Raw genomic sequence first — 16,469 nt, 5'->3', positions numbered from 1 at the left:
AGTGCAAAATGATGTAATTAAAATTAGTGGGGCTCGAGAGCACAATCTTAAGGATGTAAATGTGGAGGTCCCCAAAAACAAATTAGTAGTGATGTCCGGGTTATCTGGATCCGGAAAAAGTTCATTGGCTTTTGACACTTTATACGCTGAAGGGCAACGCCGATATGTGGAAAGCTTATCTTCGTATGCTCGGCAGTTTTTGGGTCAGATGAATAAACCAGATGTTGATTCGATTACAGGACTTAGTCCGGCGATTTCGATCGATCAAAAGACGACCTCTAAAAATCCCCGATCGACCGTCGGCACGGTCACAGAAATAAATGACTATTTGCGGCTACTGTGGGCTCGGGTGGGAACGCCAATCTGTCCTAATGATGGGACCGTTATCAAGAGCCAGTCCGTTGACCAGATGATTGCTCGGATTAATGAGTTGCCAGATCGGACCAAAATGCAAATATTGGCGCCGATCGTTCGTGACAAACGAGGACAACATAAGAAAATATTTGCCCAGATTAAACGCGAAGGCTTTGTACGGGTGGTGGTCGATGGTAACATGGCGGACATTGGGGAAGAGTTTGATCTCGATAAAAACAAGCGCCACAGCATCAGTATTGTGATTGATCGGATTGTTGTGAAAGAAGGAATTAATGCGCGCCTATCAGATTCTTTGGAAACGGCGTTACGGCTGAGCGAAGGCTATGCCACAATTGATTTTCTGGGGGAAAGAGCGCCGTTGCTATTTTCTGAGCACTATGCTTGTCCGCGTTGTGGTTTTACTGTGGGTCAGTTAGAACCGCGCCTATTTTCGTTTAACTCTCCGCAAGGTGCTTGTCCGGCTTGTGATGGGCTGGGAGTGAAACTTGAAGTTGATGAAGACCTTGTTGTACCAGATCCCACTAAATCCTTGCGTGATGGGGCGTTAGAACCATGGAATCCCATTAGTTCCAAGTATTATCCCGAGATGTTAGCGCAGGCAGCTCAGGCTTTTAAAATTAATCTAGATACGCCTTATCAAAAACTTTCTCAATCGCAACGGGAGCTATTGTTGTACGGTTCTGGAGAGCGAACGTTTCATTTTCATTATGAAAATGATTTTGGTGGGGTTCGGGACGTGGATGCAGTTTTTGAGGGCGTTGTTAAGAATGTGGAACGTCGTTTTCGAGAGACCAATAGTGACTTTACTCGTGATCAGATGCGGAAATATATGCGCGAATTAACTTGTCAAGTTTGTCACGGATATCGTCTAAACGAAAAGGCGTTGGCAGTTCGGATTGGTGACCAGCACATTGGCATCGTTTGTGCCCAAAATATCGCAGCGACCAAGCAATTTTTCCAGCAACTAACTTTTAGTGAACAAAATGAGTTGATTGCCCGACCAATTTTAAAAGAAATTACAGATCGGTTAGATTTCTTGGTTAATGTTGGTCTAAGTTACCTGACTCTAGCTCGAGCAGCTCGGACCCTCTCTGGTGGGGAAGCCCAACGGATTCGATTAGCTACCCAGATTGGGTCTAATCTTTCTGGAATTTTATACGTTTTAGATGAGCCGTCGATTGGTCTGCATCAACATGATAATGCGCGTTTGATCAAATCTTTGAAACAGATGCGTGACCTTGGAAATACGCTTGTAGTTGTAGAACACGATCGGGATACAATGCTTGCTGCTGACTATTTGATTGATGTTGGTCCCGGCGCTGGTCAAAATGGAGGGCGGATTATGGCGACGGGAACTCCCGCACAGGTAGCTAAAAATCCAGCTTCGCTTACGGGACAGTACCTTGCTGGGAAAAAATTTATTCCGGTACCCCTCCACCGGCGCCATAGTCGAAAAAAATTAACCCTCAAAGGAGCCGCTGCTAATAATTTAAAAAATTTAACGGTTAGCTTTCCGCTGGGAGAATTAAATGTGGTCACAGGAGTTTCCGGGTCTGGCAAGTCAACGTTAGTGAATGATATTTTAAAGCGGGTGTTGGCGCAAAAATTGAACCATAATTCTGAAAAACCGGGCAAATATCGCTCCCTAACGGGCTACCAAAACATCGAAAAATTAGTGAGCATCGATCAAAGTCCCATTGGCAGAACTCCACGGAGTAATCCAGCAACGTATACGGGTGTTTTTGACGACGTTCGAACGTTGTTTTCTCAGACTAATGAAGCCCAGCTGCGGGGCTATCAGAAGGGGCGGTTTAGTTTTAATACGAAGGGTGGTCGTTGTGAAACTTGCCATGGTGATGGCATTTTAAAAATCGAAATGGACTTTTTGCCGGATGTATTTGTTCCTTGCGAAGTTTGTCATGGTAAGCGATATAATGCCGAAACTTTAGAGGTTGAATATAAGGGTAAAAGCATTGCAGATGTTTTGGATCTGACGGTTGCCGAAGCGCTAGAATTCTTTGCAGCCCTTCCCAAAATTACACGAAAATTGCAGACAATTGTTGATGTCGGACTTGGCTATGTAAAGTTGGGGCAACCAGCGACTACCTTATCTGGTGGTGAAGCTCAGCGGATGAAACTAGCGTCAGAACTGCATAAACGTTCTAGTGGAAATAATTTTTATATTTTGGATGAGCCAACTACGGGGCTGCATAGTGAAGATATTAAGCATTTATTAGCAGTGCTGCAACAGCTCACGGATGCGGGGAATACCGTTTTAATCATTGAACATAATATGGATGTGATTAAACAAGCAGATTATTTAATTGATCTAGGTCCAGAAGGCGGAGCTGGCGGTGGTCAAATCGTGGCAACGGGGACGCCCGAGCAGCTGGTTAAGGTAGCTGCTAGTTATACTGGACAGTATTTAGAGCCAATTTTAGTTGCTGATACGGCTAAAACTAAAGCAATGGCGAACCACGATCACGTTTAGTAGTGAGATGCTACTAGGCGTTTTTTAGTCGTTTGATTTATCGAATTAGCCGGGTGTGCTATACTAAAATAACGTTTGGAGGGAGTGCTTATGAAAAAAGATGACCGGTTTGTAGTAATTACCGGAATGAGTGGTGCCGGAAAAACAAAAGCAATTCAGACTTTTGAAGATTTAGGTTATTTTTGTGTCGATAATTTGCCAACCGCGCTCCTCCATAAATTTATTGATTTATTGCAGACTTCAACTGAAATTAATAAAGTTGCAGTGGTTATTGATTTACGATCACCAGGAACTAACCAAGAATTTGTAAATTCTTTGCGTTCACTGGCACGCAATCAACACGAACAAGAAAATGTGATTTTTTTAGATGCGGCAACCAACGTTTTGGTTTCCCGCTATGAGGAAAGCCGCAGAAATCATCCATTGGCTAGAAACGGTCGCATTGTTGATGGAATAGAAAAAGAACGTTCTGAGATGGCGGCAGTTAAGGCGGACGCCAATTTAGTGATTGACACGACGGATCTAACTTCGAATCAATTACGAGAAAAAATTATTGCGAGTTTTGAACAACATGGGTTTGATCCATTTCATGTTGAATTAATGTCGTTTGGGTTTAAATATGGGTTACCACTTGATGCTGACATGCTGTTTGATGTGCGATTTCTTAGTAATCCGTACTATTTGCCTGAACTACGCAACCAAACCGGTCGGGATGCGCCAGTCTATCAGTATGTAATGAATCAGCCGACGGCAGAAGGTTTCTTCACTAGATTAGCAGCACTGCTGGATTTTCAGCTTCCACAAATTAAAAATAGTTCTAAAGCGAGTGAGACGATTGCGATTGGATGCACGGGTGGACAGCACCGGTCGGTGGCAATGACGGAACGTTTAGCTCAGAACTTGCAACAAGCGGGCTATACTGTGAATGTTACGCATCGAGATATTGATAGACATGAGGGAATTGGTAAATGATAGCACGAAAGCAGCACCAATCTCGGCGACCTCGAATGGTAGTAATTGGTGGAGGAACAGGTCTCCCGGTTATTTTACGTAACTTAAAAAAACGTGCCGTTGACATTACTGCGATTGTGACGGTTGCTGATGACGGGGGCTCATCTGGGATCCTACGAAATTATATTAATGTTCTGCCCCCCGGGGATATTCGTAATGTTTTAGTAGCTCTGTCGAACTTACCCCAAATTGATCTGGATATTTTCCAATATCGATTTAAGTCTACAGATCGGTTCTTATCCGGTCATGCCATTGGTAACTTGATTATTACGGCGCTTTCTGAAATGGAGGGAGGATTTTTTGTAGCGGTTCAGGAGCTTGCCAAGATGATGCGGGTTCAGGGACATGTCTTTCCAGTTTGTGATGAAATTCTTGAGCTGCATGCCGAATTTCAGGACGGTACTCAACTTGCCGGAGAAGCCGAGATTACGGCTGCTGATAAAATGATTAAGCGCGTGTGGGTTGAATCAGCCGAAAAGCCGCACCAACCAGCAGCAGTTCCTGCAGTCGTTGAGGCAATCATGAATGCAGATCAGATTGTCCTGGGACCAGGAAGCCTGTATACCAGTATTCTACCGAATTTAATGGTCGGCAATGTTGGGCAAGCGGTTCGCACGACCAAAGCAGAAGTGATTTACATTTGTAATATTATGACCCAAAAAGGGGAAACAGATCACTTTACAGATGCTGATCACGTCCGCGTCCTCGATCGCCAACTGGGTAGTTCTTTTGTTGATACCGTATTAGTTAATGATCGACCGGTACCAGCGACTTATATTGACCATCAGCGGTGGGGGGACGAAGCTCAGCCAGTGGCAGCTGATTATCAGGGCTTACAAGAGCTTGGGTGTCGAGTGATTCCTTCCGATTTTCTTGAATTACGTGATCATGGTGCGTTTCATAATGGTAAATTAGTGACGGATGAATTGATGCGATTATTAAAACGAGCTAACAATCCTAATGAGGAGTGATTTTTCACATGTCATATGCCAGCGAGGTAAAAAAAGAGCTGACCCAGTTGGAGGTTCATCGACTAAACGCACAGGCGGAGTTAATGGCCTTGATTCGGATGAATGGTAGTCTAAAGCTAGCTAATGGTAATTTGACCTTGGAAGTCCAGTCGGAAAACTCTGTAATTGCGCGTCGTATCTACCAGCTTCTGCTTCATTTTTATCATATTGAAACCCGAGTGTTAGTGCGACGAAAAATGAAGCTACACAAAAATAATTTTTATGTTGTCCGTTTGCGTTCCCATGTATCAGAATTGTTGCAAGATTTAGGGATTTTTGCTGACAATCAGATTAAGGAGCGGGTTCCAGTTGAACTGCTTAAAAATGATCTGCAGGTGCGGTCTTACTTACGGGGAGCTTTTTTGGCAGGGGGTTCTGTTAATAATCCAGAAACATCGCGCTATCATTTAGAGATTTACTCTTTGTATCAGGAGCACAATCAAATGTTGTTGGAGATGATTAATCGTTACCAACTAGGGGCTAAACAAACGCAACGGCGGAGCGGGTACATCGTCTATCTGAAAGAAGCGGAAAAAATCGCTGATTTTTTGCAACTAATTGGAGCAACAAACGCGATGCTAAAATTTGAAGATATTCGAATTATGCGTGATATGCGGAATTCAGTTAATCGCTTAGTTAATTGTGAGAATGCTAATCTGAATAAGGTCGCTAATGCGTCAACCAAACAATTAGAAAACATTAAATTTATTGCAGCGACCGTTGGGTTAGCAGCCCTCCCAATTAAATTGCGAAATGTTGCGGAAACGAGACTCAAACACCAGGAAGTTAGTTTGAAAGAATTAGGTGAGTTAGTCGCAGATGGACCGATTTCAAAATCAGGGATTAATCACCGGTTGCATAAAATTAACGATTTTGCCCAGCAACTTCGCATTGAAAATCAGACTTTCCTCGAGCGTTAGTTAATTGAAGAAATAAAAAAGACGGATTCTAAAGAATTTAGAATCCGTCTTTTTTAATCAGGCACTAATTATTTTCGATCAGAACTGTTTTTCATAATTCCATCAATTAAACCATAGTCAACGGCGTCTTGCGCTGTTAGGTAATTGTCTCGTTCCGTATCGCGATCAATTTTTTCAAGTGGTTGTCCAGAATGTTCAGCGAGTAACTCGTTAATCATCTTGCGAGCTTTGAGAATCTCTTTTGCAGCGATCTCAATCTCCGTTTGTTGACCCTGTGCTCCACCGGAAGGTTGGTGAATCATGATCTGAGAGTGAGGTAAAGCAAACCGCTTCCCCTTGGTCCCGGCAGTTGCCAAGACACTGGCCATTGAAGCAGCCATTCCCATCACAATTGTTTGAACGTCAGATTTAATGAAGTTCATAGTATCATAGATAGCCATTCCGGAAGTAATTACCCCGCCGGGAGAATTAATGTATAAATAAATATCTTTATCTGAGTCTTGAGCATCCAAGAATAGTAGTTGGGCAATGATGGCGTTAGCCATATTGTCTTCGATTTGACCAGACAGCATGATAATCCGATCTTTTAGTAATCGAGAATAAATATCGTAGGCACGTTCACCTTGGGGCGAGTTTTCAACAACTGTAGGAACTAAAGGCATAATAACTTCGCTTCTTTCATAATTAGATTGAATTATTAAATTCGTATTCTTATCATACAACCTTGGTCAAATAAGGTCAATTTATTGGCTTGTTTTAGATAATTTCCAATGGGACTAGTTTTATAGTAGTTAATATATTAAAATATAAATAGTACTTAAGCTATAAATAGTATAATCAAATCTATTGTAAGAACGGAGAATAAATATGATTACATGTTCCAAGTGCCATACTCTCAACAATCCGCAAGCAAAATTTTGTAAGAATTGTGGAGCATCTTTGGATTTAAGTCAACAATCAGATAGTGTCAAAACAAGTACGGCAGTTAATTCGCAAGCAAGTCTTGCTGCTAGCCAATCAGTCAGTTCGATTAGTAGTTCTGAAACCAGTGGTAGCATGGTAAGCTCGGCAACCTTGAACGAATCCATGGAGCCAAGCAAAACTAAGGTAACAAAATGGTGGAATCGTTGGTTTGCATCTATTAAGCACCCGCTAAGCTATCAGCCGAATTCAAAGTCTAATTTTGGAATTATTGCATTAATCATTAACGGAATACTGATTTTTTCAATACTTATGTTAATTATGCAAGTTACTGTTAATAAATCGCTTCTGCGAGGATTAGATGATCAACTGACTAAAATGCTTGGTGAGTTTGTAATCATTATGGTGGTGGGTGCCCCACTACTTTTATTTGTGATCCTTCGCTTAGTGATGAAAAATCAGTTATCACTTTTGGCTATGCTTAATCAACTCGCAACATTTTTGAATCTTTCTTCCTTGTTGTTTGTTGTATCGCTGATTTTTCTGATGGGACCGATCGGAATAAATGTTTTATCTATAAGCACCCTATTACTGATGATCGGTTTGGGGGTTAACTTTTTAGGTGCGGTTAGCATGTTGTTTACAAATAAAAATTATGGTCGCCTCGACAAGTTTTACGTAACGGTTGGGTTTTGGTTATCATCGTCCATATTATATTCAATGGATTTTTATTATGTAATTTATAGTCCAATTTTTAATTATTTTAAGAGACTATTTTTTTGATAAAATAAATCCAGTTGAGATAAATGGTTACAATAAAAAAGAGGCGTTGGTGATTATCAACGCCTCTTTTTTATTGATGCACTCCCCCGGAGTCGAACCGGGATCTCAAGAACCGGAATCTTACGTGCTATCCATTACACTAGGAGTGCAAACAAACTACGGTTAATACTATACAGGAAACTTGATTATCTGGCAAGCAGTTTTTGCTAGATTGAAACAATGCTAGTGGTTCGAAACGGGTGGGCAACTAAGTCGATTGAAATCACTGACAAATCGGTTGCGAAGTGCTAAAATAACTACTGTATTATATTAAAGTATTTGAGGGAGGAAACCTTTTATGACTACAAAGATTGGTATTAATGGTTTCGGAAGAATTGGTCGTCTAGCATTTAGACGCATTAGTCAATTAAACTCCGAGGGGATTGAAGTTGCCGCAATTAACGACTTAACGACCCCTTCAATGTTAGCTTACCTATTGAAGTATGACTCTGTTCATGGTCGTTTTCCTGGCAAAGTAGAGTCCACTGAAGATGCAATCATCGTTGATGGCAAACGAATTCCAGTTTATGCTGAACGTGATGCCAAAAACATTCCATGGGTTAAGAACGATGGTGTCGACTTTGTTCTTGAATGTACTGGTTTCTACACTTCTAAAGACAAGGCACAAGCACATTTAGATGCTGGTGCTAAACGGGTACTAGTTTCTGCTCCAGCTGGTGCAATGCGGACGGTTGTTCCTGGCGTTAACTTAGACACTTTGGAACATGATGACAAGATCGTTTCTGCTGGTTCTTGTACTACGAGTTGTTTAGCTCCAATGGCATACTGGTTGAACAAAGAATTTGGGGTTAAGCTGGGTACGATGACTACGATTCATGCCTATACTGCTTCTCAGTCATTACAAGATGGTCCTCGCAGTGGCAAGTTCCGTAACAATCGGGCTGCTGCTGTGAACACGATTCCACATTCATCAGGTGCTGCCAAAGCTATTGGTTTGGTTATTCCAGAACTTGACGGTGTTTTACAGGGACACGCACAACGTTCTCAAGTTGTTGATGGTTCTTTGACGGAATTAGTTTCCGTATTAGACAAAAACGTAACTGCTGATGAAATCAATGAAGCGATGAAGAAACACGAAAGCGATTCATTTGGTTACACTGATGATGAGATTGTTTCAAGCGACATTATCGGCGACGATCACGGTTCTGTCTTTGACCCTAGCCAAACTGAAATCACTGAAAATGGTGATTTGCAATTAGTTAAGACAGTTGCTTGGTATGACAACGAATGGGGCTTCACTTGTAACATGGTTCGTACGTTACAAAAATTTGCTACAATCTAAGTTTTTGAATCTTGATTTGAGAAGGCGGAGGAGGGAAAACCTCCCCCGCCTTTCTTATTTAGCAGAGAAGTTGGAGGAACCACGATGGATAAATTAATTGTTAATGATTTAGATGTTAAGGATAAAAAAGTCCTCATGCGGGTTGATTTTAATGTTCCCATTAAAGATGGGGTAGTTGGTGACGATAATCGAATTGTTGCTGCGATTCCGACGATTAAGTGGGTCACTGATAATGGTGGGAAAGCGATCCTGTTTTCACACTTAGGAAGAATCAAATCTGAGGCCGACAAGCCGGGGCTATCCTTGCGTCCCGTTGCTGAAAAATTAGCCAAACTAATTAATAAACCAGTTACCTTTGTGCCGGTGAACGAGGGTCCTCAGCTCGAAGAGGCCATTGCTCAGCTTCAAGATGGACAAATCTTGCTAGCTGAAAACACGCGGTATCAAGATGTGGTTGATGGTGAACAGGTTAAGCGCGAGTCTGGCAACGATCCTAAGCTTGGGGCTTATTGGGCTTCACTTGGTGATATGTTTGTTAATGATGCTTTTGGGACTGCGCATCGAAGTCATGCTTCCAATGTCGGAATTGCAACTGCCATGGAACAGGAACACAAACCAGTTGCTGCGGGCTTTTTAATGGAGAAGGAAATCAAGTTCTTAGGGAATGCTGTTGATCATCCCAAACATCCCTTTGTGGCAATTTTAGGTGGTGCCAAAGTTTCTGACAAGATTGGCGTAATCGACAACTTACTTGAAAAAGCTGACAAAATTATTATCGGTGGGGGAATGACCTACACTTTCTACGCTGCCAAGGGGATTGGGATCGGAAATTCATTGGTTGAAAATGATAAGATCGCAGTTGCAAAAGAAATTTTGCAAAAAGGTGGCGATAAGATCGTTCTACCAGTTGACTCCGTCATCGCTGATAAATTTGATAATGATGCCAACCCTGAAGTAGTCGATGGTTCAATTCCAAATGGAATGATGGCGCTTGACATCGGACCAAAATCGATTCAACTTTTTGAACGAGTGTTGGCAGATGCTAAGACGGTCGTTTGGAATGGACCGATGGGCGTCTTTGAAATGCCAAAATTTGCTGAAGGAACCTTATCAATCGGTCGTTTCTTAGGAACGCTCGATGATGCCACGACGATTGTAGGTGGAGGCGATTCGACAGCAGCAGTTAAACAGTTAGGGGTGGCTGACAAGTTAACCCATATCTCGACTGGTGGGGGAGCTTCTTTAGAATATCTTGAAGGAAAGACGCTTCCAGGAATTGCTTGCATTTCAAATAAATAGTAACAAAATAAACTGTCAAAAAGTTGGCAGTTTTTTTGTTAAGACTGGTACTTTTGGAAGCAATCAATTAGAATTAAGTTACTAGATGTGGTCAAGAGGTGAGCTTGCAATGACAAGAATTCCGTTTATTGGTGGCAATTGGAAAATGAATTTAACTCCGACAGCTGCTGTTGCCTTTGTGCAAAAAATTCAACCAAAATTACCGCCACGTTCGGCGGTTGAAACCGTAATTGCGGCATCTCCGCTTTTTTTGACTTCCATGCAGGCAGTTCAAGGAGACGGTCCGGTACAAATTGCTGCGGAAAATTGTTTTTATCGTGACGAAGGGGCCTATACTGGAGAAGTAAGTCCCAAAGCTTTACGAGAACTTGCAATTCCCTATGTGATTGTTGGTCATTCGGAGCGGCGTAAGTATTTTAATGAAACCGATGATATCATTAATAAGAAAGTCCAAGCGGTGTTTAAAAATCAAATGACGCCAATCTTGTGTTGCGATGAAACGATGGGCCGCTTTGAAAACGGTGATCGGGTTTCATGGGCAGTTGGGCAAGTTACAGCAGCCCTTCGAGGAGTGTCAGCGACGGATGCTAGCAAGCTAATAATTGCCTATGAACCGAGCTGGGCAATTGGTACTGGTCACAGTGCCCCTAGTCAAGAAGCGGAGGATGGTTGCTACTTAATTCGGCAGACGGTAGCGGATCTTTATTCGGATGAAGTTGCTGATCAAACTCGAATTCTGTATGGCGGTAGCGTTACTGATGAAAATATTAAAGATTTGATGGCTGAACCCAACATCGATGGAGTACTAGCAGGAAAGGCTAGTGTGAATCCGGCTGAGTTCTTAAAATTAGCCAACTTTGAAACGCTGAAATAGGCGGTTTTAGATTGCAAAGCCGTTTTAAAAAATGTAAAATTAGAGTGGATTTAGGAAAAGTTTTAAAAAACTACTAAGGAGACGTACTTATGTCAATTATTTCTGATATTTATGCCCGCGAAGTTTTAGATTCTCGTGGTAACCCGACGGTTGAAGCTGAGGTTTATACTGAAGACGGAGCGATGGGTCGTGGCATTGTGCCATCTGGAGCTTCGACTGGTGAGCATGAAGCCGTTGAACTACGTGATGGCGATAAAAGTCGTTTCATGGGAAAGGGCGTTACCAAGGCCGTTGCCAATGTAAATGACAAGATTGCTAAAGAAATCATTGGCTACGATGTTACTGATCAATTGGGAATTGACCAGGCAATGATCAAATTGGATGGGACTCCTAACAAAGCTAAGTTAGGCGCTAATGCAATTTTGGCAGTTTCCATTGCAGCTGCACGAGCTGCTGCTGACGAACTAGGCACTCCTTTGTACAATTATCTTGGCGGTTTTGATGGTCATGTTTTACCAACCCCAATGATGAACGTTATTAATGGTGGGAAACACGCAAATAATAAAGTTGATTTTCAAGAATTTATGATTATGCCGGTTGGTGCTGACTCGATGCGCGAAGCTGTTCGGATGGGTTCAGAAACTTTCCACAACCTTAAAAACATTTTGAACGAACAAGGTTACTCAACGGCAGTTGGTGATGAAGGTGGTTTTGCTCCTAATCTAAAAAATAACGAGGAACCATTTGAAATCTTAGTTGAAGCTATTAAACGAGCTGGTTATGTTCCTGGTAAGGATATCTGCATTGCCTTTGATTGTGCTGCTTCTGAGTTTTATGATGCTGAAACTAAAAAATATAACTTAGTTGGTGATGGTAAATCATATAGTGCTACCGAATTCATCGATTTGTTAGATTCGCTCGTTGACAAATACCCAATCATTTCAATCGAAGACCCGCTAGATGAAAACGAATGGGCTGATTGGCAACTAGCAACCGAGAAGCTGGGTAAAAAGGTTCAGTTAGTTGGTGATGATTTATTTGTTACCAACACTTCATATCTTGAAAAGGGAATTGATATGCACGTTGCCAACTCCATTTTGATTAAACTTAACCAAATTGGAACTTTAACCGAGACTGTCAATGCGGTTAACATGGCGAAGGAAGCTGGCTACACTGCAATTATTTCCCATCGTTCTGGAGAAACCGAAGATACGACGATTTCCGACTTGGTAGTGGCCATGAACGCTGGTCAAATCAAGACAGGCTCTATGAGTCGTGGCGAACGAATTGCGAAATACAACCAGTTAATGCGGATTGAAGATCAGTTGGGTTCAGTTTCTGAATACAAAGGAATTCATTCTTTCTACAATCTTGATCGGCAACAGCGAGAAAACATCATCAAGAAATAATTCAAAAAGCCTTCAGAACTGAAGGCTTTTTTATTTTGAATAATTATTAACATTTGGGCAAATGAGAGAAACCGTAGAAGAAAATAATGGGTTGTGTTACAATCATAGACAGGAGTTGTATGGTCTTTGACTAAGTAGTTAGGAGGAATATTGTGGCTAACTTCTTAATGGTGGCACTTTGGATTGTCAGTGTTTTGATTATTATGGCAGTGCTAATGCAGCCTTCTAAAAATAACGATGCAATGTCATCTTTTTCGGGTGGAGCAAGTGATTTGTTCTCGGAGTCAAAATCACGAGGCTTTGAGTCCTTCATTCAAAAAGTTACGGTGGTACTGGGTATTTTGTTTTTTGCAATCGCATTACTGTTAATGATGATGGCACAACGCTAATTATGAAACTCCTGTAACTACAGGAGTTTTTTTTATTAAAAGTAAAACATGATAATTGGAAAATTAAGAATAATAAGAGGAAATAATTGTGCATGATAATGAATTAAAGTATGAACTAGAAACGGAGCTGCGGGCTCATCCTGAACGAAGTTATACAGTGGAAAAATTGGCGGACGCCCTTGGATATCATGGATCAGCGGCCTTCAAACTGATTATTCAAGAACTGGCTGATTTAGAGCGTCAAGCACTTGTGCTAGTTACAGGTGATGGAAGTTTTAAACTAAATCCGGCTGAGCTGAAATTTGAAGGAGTCTTTCATTCAAACCCTAAAGGCTTTGGGTTTGTGGCATATGACGAAGAACAGCCGGATGCTTTTGTTGCCCCTGATTTGACGTTACGGGCAATGAACTTGGATCGGGTTGCAATGCAAGTGCTGAAACCAGCTGATCAAAAAACGGATCGCGGGCCTCAGGGACAGGTAGTTAAAATTCTGGAACATCACTACGATCACGTGGTGGGCGAATTTTTTAAAACCAATAACGACCTAGGTTTTGTGGGTCAAATTAAATTAAAAGATAAAAAACTAGCTGGTTATCGCTTTTACGTTGCCGATGCTGGTTTGCATCCAACTCCTGGTGAGGTAGTTACTTGTGACATCACTGAGTATCCAAGCAATGAGCATCCAGAATACCTAGTCGGGGTGGCTAAACAAGTTATCGGAAGTGTCGATGATCCGGGAATTGATATTTTACAGATTGTTTATGCTAATGATGTTCCATCCCAATTCCCTGAGGATGTCATGGAGGAAGCCGATGCCATTCCTGACCATGTCTTACCAGAAGAAATGAAAAACCGCGAAGACATCACTGACCAGCAATTGGTGACGATTGATGCTGAAGAATCCAAAGATTTGGATGATGCGGTCACTGCGTGGAAATTACCGAATGGGAATTATCATTTAGGAGTTCACATTGCCGATGTGAGTCATTATGTTAAACAAGGGAGTCTGTTGGATCGCGAAGCCTATAAGCGAGGCACGTCGGTTTATTTAACCGATCGAGTGATTCCAATGCTCCCGCGGCGCCTCTCAAATGGAATTTGTTCGTTAAATGAGGGTGAATTACGTCTCTGTATGAGTTGTGAGATGGAGATCAATCCTCAGGGGAAAGTGATTCGATCACGAATTCATCCTAGTGTGATGCGTTCGACTAAACGAATGACTTATAACGCTGTTAATGCCATCTTGGAAACTAAAGACGCCGCTGTTCGGAAGCAATATGAAGATTTGGTGCCAATGTTTGATGCGATGGGTGAGCTTCATCGCATCTTATATCGTTCACGCCGACGTCGAGGCGCCATTGATTTTAATGATGATGAAGCCAAAATTATTGTCGATCAAAATGGTCATCCCATTGACATTCAGTTACGGAATCGTGGGGTAGCTGAGCGCTTAGTGGAATCATTCATGTTAGCTGCTAATGAAACCGTGGCCGAGACTTATCATAAGGCAAAGGTTCCGTTTATTTATCGAATACATGAAAATCCAGATGCAACTCGCGTCAAGTCATTTTTTGAATTTTTAACTGCATTTGGGATTAACGTTAAGGCTGATCCTGATCATCTGCAACCGAAGACGTTACAAAATGTGTTGACTAAGGTTGCCGGGACACCGGAAGAAAGCATGGTATCCGTGATGTTATTACGGAGCATGCAACAGGCTAAATATGCCGACAAATGTGTAGGTCATTTTGGGCTAGGGGCTCAGTACTATACGCACTTTACCTCACCAATTCGGCGGTATCCGGATATGTTTATTCATCGTCTGATTCACTATTATTTGGATCATGGAATCAACGATACTACGAAGCAGACCTATGCAGAGGTGGTAAATGAGATTGCCGCCAACTGTTCTGATAATGAACGGCGTGCGGTTACCACAGAGCGCGACGTTGATGCCATGATGAAAGCCCAGTACATGAGCGATCGGATTGGAGAAGAATTCGACGGAGTAGTCAGTTCTGTGATGAAGTTTGGAGCTTTTATTGAATTGCCAAACACGGTTGAAGGTCTGGTGCATATCAGCCGAATGAAAGATGATTACTATCAGTATGTTGATAAATATATGGCATTGGTTGGTAGTAATACCAAACGAACTTATAAAATTGGTCAGGATATCCAAGTGAAGTGTGTGGCGGTGGATGTTGATCAAAGTACAGTTGATTTTGAAATCTTACACCCCGAAAACACCCCGAAAACAGATTTATTACCAACGCGCTCGCATGCTTCTCATCATGGAAGTCAAGGCGAACGGCGCCATCAATCGCCAGTTAAGCAGAAACATGGCAAACAACTTGGAACTAGACACCGTTTTACTGTTCAAAAAAGAAAATAAAAGGGTGAATTGGAATGGCGAAAAAACGTCACAATCAGGCAGACACCAATGTGATGGCAACCAATCGCAAAGCGCGGCATGATTATTTTATCGAACAGACCTATGAAGCCGGAATTGCGCTGACTGGAACTGAGATCAAATCAGTTCGTAATCGACGTTTAAATCTTAAAGATGGGTTTGTCGCAGTGCGGGCTGGGGAAGCTTATTTAATGAATGTTCACATTAATGAGTACACCGAAGGAAATCAGTTTAACCATGACCCGCTCCGGCGAAGAAAGCTACTCTTACACAAGCAGGAGTTGAAGCGGTTGGCAACAGCGGTTCAAACCAAGGGTGTAACAGTGGTTCCGTTAAAAGTATACCTCAAGCACAATTTTGCAAAGGTTTTAATTGGAGTTGCCAAAGGAAAACATGTCTATGACAAACGAGAAACGCTTAAAAAGCGTGATCAAGAAAGACAAATTGAGCGTGTTATGAAACATTATTGAGCAGATGCGGAAACTCGCACTGCTTTTTCTTTTGATATGATAAAATATGCACGAGGTGAAATCATGAAACAATTTATTGCTAACGACTGGTGGCCGGTGCTCGAGCCGGAATTTGAAAAGCCATATTATCAAGAACTCCGGCGTTTTTTGGTTACTGAGTATAATCAGCACCAAGTTTATCCAGCTATGCAACATATCTTTCAAGCGTTTGAGTGGACACCCTTTAGTAAAACAAAGGTAGTTATCCTGGGGCAGGATCCCTATCATGAACCACAACAAGCAATTGGGCTTAGCTTTGCTGTGGCACCGGGAGTTTCGATCCCGCCATCGTTGCGCAATATTTATCTCGAACTTGAACATGATTTGGGGATTAAGCCCGTTCAGCATGGTTATCTAAAAAGTTGGGCGGAACAAGGAGTGCTCCTCTTAAATTCGGTACTCACCGTTCGTCAGGGACAAGCCTATTCTCATCGCAATCATGGCTGGGAAGCACTGACTGACTATGCGATTGCCAAATTGTCACAACGAGCTGAACCGGTAGTCTTCATTTTATGGGGACGAGCGGCACGTGCTAAGATCAAACTAATTGATACAAAAACCAATGTCGTCATTCAATCGGCGCACCCTAGTCCGCTATCAGCTAATCGTGGTTTCTTTGGCTCCCGCCCCTTTTCAAAAACAAACGCCGCGCTGACTGCAATGGGGGAAACTCCGATTAATTGGCAACTGCCAGCAACGATTACTAAGCAAGCATAGGAGAAATAG

At 42.1% G+C, this 16,469-nt stretch carries 14 protein-coding genes and 1 tRNA gene; 13 read left to right on the top strand and 2 right to left on the bottom strand.

The genetic code is table 11. The annotated features are described in order from the left end of the window. Window position 1 precedes the first annotated feature (1 nt). The 4 genes from uvrA (at window position 2) to whiA (ending at window position 5,807) form a co-directional block, all read left to right on the top strand. Entirely contained in the window at window positions 2-2,866 is a 2,865-nt protein-coding gene (gene uvrA / locus FC87_RS00710) for an excinuclease ABC subunit UvrA (RefSeq protein ID WP_035422085.1), read from the top strand. A 90-nt stretch (window positions 2,867-2,956) separates the two neighbouring features. Further along, window positions 2,957-3,838: an RNase adapter RapZ gene (gene rapZ / locus FC87_RS00705; protein ID WP_009166936.1), complete on the top strand. Its 882-nt coding sequence runs from the start codon at window positions 2,957-2,959 to the stop codon at window positions 3,836-3,838. Next, window positions 3,835-4,848 (top strand): gluconeogenesis factor YvcK family protein, encoded by a 1,014-nt coding sequence (locus FC87_RS00700; protein WP_035422087.1) that lies wholly within the window; start codon window positions 3,835-3,837, stop codon window positions 4,846-4,848. Before rapZ ends, FC87_RS00700 begins: the two co-directional genes overlap by 4 nt. Before the next feature lie 8 nt (window positions 4,849-4,856). Beyond that, on the top strand, window positions 4,857-5,807 hold the full coding sequence (gene whiA, locus FC87_RS00695; protein WP_056961329.1) for a DNA-binding protein WhiA: 951 nt from the start codon (window positions 4,857-4,859) through the stop codon (window positions 5,805-5,807). A 68-nt stretch (window positions 5,808-5,875) separates the two neighbouring features. Here the strand turns inward: whiA and clpP are convergent, their stop codons facing one another. Further along, the gene (gene clpP / locus FC87_RS00690; protein WP_035422089.1) at window positions 5,876-6,469 is read right to left on the bottom strand and encodes an ATP-dependent Clp endopeptidase proteolytic subunit ClpP; all 594 of its coding nucleotides are present in this window, start codon (window positions 6,467-6,469) and stop codon (window positions 5,876-5,878) included. 277 nt (window positions 6,470-6,746) lie between these two features. Here clpP and FC87_RS00685 point away from each other — a divergent pair, with 277 nt between their 5' ends. After that, a complete protein-coding gene (locus tag FC87_RS00685; protein ID WP_035422092.1) occupies window positions 6,747-7,511 on the top strand; it encodes a hypothetical protein in 765 nt (254 codons plus the stop codon). 77 nt (window positions 7,512-7,588) lie between these two features. On the opposite strand, the gene FC87_RS00680 is transcribed toward FC87_RS00685, so the two are convergent. Beyond that, a tRNA-Arg gene (locus tag FC87_RS00680) sits at window positions 7,589-7,660 on the bottom strand. Window positions 7,661-7,848: 188 nt separating this feature from the next. On the opposite strand from FC87_RS00680, the gene gap reads away from it, so the two are divergent. The 8 genes from gap to FC87_RS00640 all read left to right on the top strand — a co-directional run bounded on the left by gap (window position 7,849) and on the right by FC87_RS00640 (window position 16,460). Further along, window positions 7,849-8,853: a type I glyceraldehyde-3-phosphate dehydrogenase gene (gap, locus tag FC87_RS00675; protein WP_009166931.1), complete on the top strand. Its 1,005-nt coding sequence runs from the start codon at window positions 7,849-7,851 to the stop codon at window positions 8,851-8,853. Between the two features lie 84 nt (window positions 8,854-8,937). Next, window positions 8,938-10,152: a phosphoglycerate kinase gene (locus tag FC87_RS00670; RefSeq protein WP_009166930.1), complete on the top strand. Its 1,215-nt coding sequence runs from the start codon at window positions 8,938-8,940 to the stop codon at window positions 10,150-10,152. A 109-nt stretch (window positions 10,153-10,261) separates the two neighbouring features. Further along, complete coding sequence (gene tpiA / locus FC87_RS00665; protein WP_009166929.1) at window positions 10,262-11,026, top strand: triose-phosphate isomerase; 765 nt, start codon at window positions 10,262-10,264, stop codon at window positions 11,024-11,026. 89 nt (window positions 11,027-11,115) lie between these two features. Beyond that, a complete protein-coding gene (eno, locus tag FC87_RS00660; RefSeq protein WP_035422094.1) occupies window positions 11,116-12,435 on the top strand; it encodes a phosphopyruvate hydratase in 1,320 nt (439 codons plus the stop codon). 152 nt (window positions 12,436-12,587) lie between these two features. Next, a complete protein-coding gene (secG, locus tag FC87_RS00655; protein WP_009166927.1) occupies window positions 12,588-12,824 on the top strand; it encodes a preprotein translocase subunit SecG in 237 nt (78 codons plus the stop codon). An 88-nt stretch (window positions 12,825-12,912) separates the two neighbouring features. Then, a complete protein-coding gene (rnr, locus tag FC87_RS00650) occupies window positions 12,913-15,216 on the top strand; it encodes a ribonuclease R (protein WP_156656510.1) in 2,304 nt (767 codons plus the stop codon). Window positions 15,217-15,230: 14 nt separating this feature from the next. Further along, complete coding sequence (gene smpB / locus FC87_RS00645) at window positions 15,231-15,704, top strand: SsrA-binding protein SmpB (RefSeq protein ID WP_009166925.1); 474 nt, start codon at window positions 15,231-15,233, stop codon at window positions 15,702-15,704. Window positions 15,705-15,767: 63 nt separating this feature from the next. Beyond that, a complete protein-coding gene (locus FC87_RS00640) occupies window positions 15,768-16,460 on the top strand; it encodes a uracil-DNA glycosylase (RefSeq protein ID WP_054689881.1) in 693 nt (230 codons plus the stop codon). The last annotated feature ends 9 nt before the right edge of the window (window positions 16,461-16,469 follow it).

This window comes from Fructilactobacillus florum DSM 22689 = JCM 16035 (genome assembly GCF_001436645.1).
Classification (GTDB): Bacteria; Bacillota; Bacilli; order Lactobacillales; family Lactobacillaceae; genus Fructilactobacillus; species Fructilactobacillus florum.
Note: the sequence above shows the minus strand (reverse complement) of the source record. Positions and strands in the feature narration are given on the sequence as shown.

Bases quoted from the DNA above. Each gene is read 5' to 3' on its own strand.
- rapZ (WP_009166936.1), top strand. From the start codon at position 2,957: ATGAAAAAAGATGACCGGTTTGTAGTAATTACCGGAATGAGTGGTGCC.
- FC87_RS00700 (WP_035422087.1), top strand. From the start codon at position 3,835: ATGATAGCACGAAAGCAGCACCAATCTCGGCGACCTCGAATGGTAGTA.
- whiA (WP_056961329.1), top strand. From the start codon at position 4,857: ATGTCATATGCCAGCGAGGTAAAAAAAGAGCTGACCCAGTTGGAGGTT.
- clpP (WP_035422089.1), bottom strand. From the start codon at position 6,469: ATGCCTTTAGTTCCTACAGTTGTTGAAAACTCGCCCCAAGGTGAACGT.
- gap (WP_009166931.1), top strand. From the start codon at position 7,849: ATGACTACAAAGATTGGTATTAATGGTTTCGGAAGAATTGGTCGTCTA.
- FC87_RS00670 (WP_009166930.1), top strand. From the start codon at position 8,938: ATGGATAAATTAATTGTTAATGATTTAGATGTTAAGGATAAAAAAGTC.
- tpiA (WP_009166929.1), top strand. From the start codon at position 10,262: ATGACAAGAATTCCGTTTATTGGTGGCAATTGGAAAATGAATTTAACT.
- eno (WP_035422094.1), top strand. From the start codon at position 11,116: ATGTCAATTATTTCTGATATTTATGCCCGCGAAGTTTTAGATTCTCGT.
- smpB (WP_009166925.1), top strand. From the start codon at position 15,231: ATGGCGAAAAAACGTCACAATCAGGCAGACACCAATGTGATGGCAACC.
- FC87_RS00640 (WP_054689881.1), top strand. From the start codon at position 15,768: ATGAAACAATTTATTGCTAACGACTGGTGGCCGGTGCTCGAGCCGGAA.